Source organism: Clostridium sp. RTP31139st1_H3_RTP31139_211217, from assembly GCF_040227035.1.
Lineage (GTDB): Bacteria > Bacillota > Clostridia > Clostridiales > Clostridiaceae > Clostridium > Clostridium saudiense.
Window position 1 is genome coordinate 1 of record NZ_JBCOAB010000096.1, and the last position, 3549, is coordinate 3549.

The 3549-nt window shown below is 25.5% G+C and carries 4 protein-coding genes; 2 read left to right on the plus strand and 2 right to left on the minus strand.

Annotation, left to right across the window (positions count from 1 at the left end):
- The first annotated feature begins 100 nt into the window (after positions 1 to 100).
- Positions 101 to 361 carry a hypothetical protein gene (locus tag ABUA17_RS18535; protein ID WP_349818265.1) on the plus strand — a complete coding sequence of 87 codons (261 nt, stop codon included), beginning with the start codon at positions 101 to 103 and terminating at the stop codon, positions 359 to 361.
- A 165-nt stretch (positions 362 to 526) separates the two neighbouring features.
- Complete coding sequence (locus tag ABUA17_RS18540; RefSeq protein WP_349824109.1) at positions 527 to 991, plus strand: helix-turn-helix domain-containing protein; 465 nt, start codon at positions 527 to 529, stop codon at positions 989 to 991.
- 239 nt (positions 992 to 1230) lie between these two features.
- Here the strand turns inward: ABUA17_RS18540 and ABUA17_RS18545 are convergent, their stop codons facing one another.
- Complete coding sequence (locus ABUA17_RS18545) at positions 1231 to 2418, minus strand: MFS transporter (RefSeq protein WP_055277977.1); 1188 nt, start codon at positions 2416 to 2418, stop codon at positions 1231 to 1233.
- Between the two features lie 210 nt (positions 2419 to 2628).
- Positions 2629 to 3549: radical SAM/SPASM domain-containing protein (locus tag ABUA17_RS18550; protein ID WP_349824110.1), on the minus strand; the 921-nt coding region annotated here is incomplete at its 5' end.

The window sequence follows — 3549 nt, forward strand, 5'->3', positions numbered from 1 at the left end:
TAGAAGATTTGCTCCGTAAAGGACATCTTTAAAGGTGTCCTTTTATGATATAATGATTAAGTAAACTAAAACTTAAAGAAATTTAAAGGAGAAATAGTATATGGAAAAAGAAATATTAGAAATTTTAAAGTCTATTCAATTAGATATTAAAGGGTTAAAAGAGAGTCAAGAAAGACTTGAAAATAAAATTGATGGAGTGGTTGAGCAAACTGCTGATTTATTAGAATTTAGAACCCAAATAACAGATACAGTTCAACAGATAAAAATTGATGTTGAAGCGATCAAGAAAGATGTTACTAATGTCGAAGTAATAACAGCTAGTAACTGGGCTGATATTGCAAAGTTAAAAGCAGTAAAATAGAACAATGAAAAAGTGAAATTTTATGTATACCGCACGAAATTTCACTTTTTTTTATTTTTAGTAGAGAAATTTAAATTTAATTTGTTATTAAATTAATTGTTGAACAACAATTAGAAAAATGCTATTATTAAGCTAATAAATTAATTAACTAACGGAGTGATTATAGTGGCAAGAAAAACTATTAAAGGCTTAGAAGTAATAATTACAGATTTAGAAAAGCGTTTAAATGAACAGAATAAAATTAATGTTGAATTACATAATAAAATATCACAAATGCAACCCGACGATAAATTTGAAAATAGTCCAATATATCATCAGATGGTCAAGGAAATTGAAAAATTAAAGGCTATTATAAGATTAAATGAAATAAACACTAAATCTAAAGATGATACTATTAAAAGGGATAGAGATACCATACAAAAATTGCTGAAGGAAATTGAAGAATTAAAAAGCAACAATGTTGTTAATAAATTAAAAAATGAACGTGGTGCTGGAAGAAAAGAAATGTTTACTGAAGAACAAAAGGCTAGAGTAAAAATGTTAAGATTACAAGGTAAAAGTTACAGAGCTATTGCTAAAGATATGAATTGTAGTGTTGCTACTGTTCATAAAATAATTAACGAACAATAATGTTAATAAATTAATTATTAAACGAAATGTTATTTAATTAATTTATTAACATAAATACAAATAATTAAAGTGTTAAAAATACGATTTTACGTTAAAGTTTACTGGAGCTAAACTTAGGGGGGTGTTTTCACCCCTTATAAATGGCTTAAAACCGTAAAATTTAAAATATAAAAATAAAAAAACTGCGTAGAAGCTTAATTCTGCGCAGTTTTTTCATTTCTGTATTTTTATTAATTAAGTTAATCAATAATAGTTGATGTTGATAAAGTATTTTTTACAGATAGTGCAATAAAACTTGATAAAAATATTATAGAGGCAGCAATAACAAATATAAACCTTAAGTTAATATAACCAGCTAAAACACTAAAAATAGAGATAGATAATGTTCTAAGACTAGTTACAATAAATCTAACAGAAGTAAAAACACGTCCTATCATATTTTTAGATATATTTATTTGTAGTAAAGAACGTATTCCAATAGGAGCAGTTGAAGCTCCAAAACCTATAATTAAATAGGCAAATATAACAATTATTATATTACTAGATAGTGCTGTTATTAATGTGCCTATTCCCAAAAAAAACAAGCCATATATTGTGAGATTAACAGTGTTTATATTTTTATTTTTTATTATAAATAAAGAGCTAATAGCAATTCCAGCACCTTCAGCAGCAGTAAGCCAACCATATGATGCATATGGAAGTCCCATATAGTCAGTTACAAGAATAACTATAAATGAACCTGTAATCCCTACTCCAATCAACAGTAATCCCCAAATTATAATAATATTTTTAACAAATGCATCTTTAAAAATAACTTTTAATCCCTTTTTTACTTCATAAAAGAAGTTTTCCTTTTTTATTGTAATATGAATGTTATTTATTTTTATTAAGCTAATAATTATTCCAGAAAGTAAAAAAGATAAAGCGTTTATGATTATACTTCCATTTATAGAGGTAGTAGATAATAAAAAACTTGCTATTATTGGACCTATGATCATAGTAGAAGAGTCTAATATTGATAAGATTGAGTTAGCTTTTGTAATTTGGTTAGTCTCAACTACTTGAGGGATAATAGAATTATTTGTTGCTCTATTTAGTTCATCACATATTCCTAATATTAATGTTGTTAAAAATATAGTTTGAGTAGATATATTAAATAATAGAGTTATTAGTGTTAATCCTCTTAGTATATTTGTAAAAATAATAATTTTCTTTTTATCTAATTTATCAATTAATGTACCTATAAATGGAGTGAATATTAAAGTAGGTACAAATTGGAAAATAAAAAAGCTACCTAAAACTAAGGATGAGCCTGTTTCTTGATATAAATAAACAATAATTGCAATATCATATATATAATCACCTAAAGAAGAAATTGTATTTGATATAAGAAAAAAAATAAAATTTTTTGTTAAATTTAATTGCATAATATTCTCCTATAAATTACAAAAAATTAATAGGAGCAGAATAAATCTGTTCCTATTAATAAAAATTAATATTCTTTGTAGTTAGACATAGCATAAACTTCAGTAAAACTATCTTCTCTTGTACCAATTAATGGTCTAGCTAATAACATAAATAATCCTCCTTTAAAAATATATTTATTTTAAAAGATAGAAACTATCTTTTTTATCGTATTAACAATTATTAAAAGTAAATGGAGTCATCTCATTAAGAACTTTTTCAACTTTTTCTTTACCTAATTCTGGGTATTCAGTTAAAAGCCAATATATTTTTATTATAGATTTTTTCCACTCTTCACAATATGGATGAGGACTTTTAATATCTTTGGTAATAGAAAAAGTTTCTCCTCTACATAATCCACCACAGAGATACTTAAAATCACACTTAGAACATGTTTCGTTTAAACTATTAATATTTAATGAAGCAAATTCATTTCTGACTGGGGAGTTAAAAAATTTTTCTTCTAAATTTTTATCAAATACATTACATATTTTAAATTTAGGATTGTAATTATTCATACAAGGATAAATGTCTCCTTTAGGGTCTAGAATCACAGTGATTATACCAGTTCCACATCCAATCATTCTATTAGTTATTCTTGCATTTAGGACTAATCCCATAAAATTAGTAGATTGTATATAAGGAATTGTAGATGGATCTTTTTTTATTAGATCAATAATTATGCCAACCATATCTTCTAATTTTGAAAATTCAAGATTTTCTTTAGCTCGTCCCATTTCCATTAAAGGTATTAATCTTAAATCTGTAATACCAAGTTCTTTACCTAGATATATGTAATCAGGTATAAGATGTAAGTTTCCTTTGTGAAAAACCATATTAGTTTGTAGACGAACATTATATTTTTGAAGTAACTTTATAGCTGAAATGGCTTTATCCCAAGTTCCTGAACCACGAATAAAATCATTTGTTTCTTTATTAGGACCATCAATTGAAATCTGAACATGTATATCTAATTCACTAGCAACTTTAGCGAACTCCTCATTTACAAGTGTGGCATTAGTAGATAAACCAAGCTTAAACCCATTTTTATGAGCAAATTTAGCCACAGATAAGAAATTTTGTCCTAATAATGG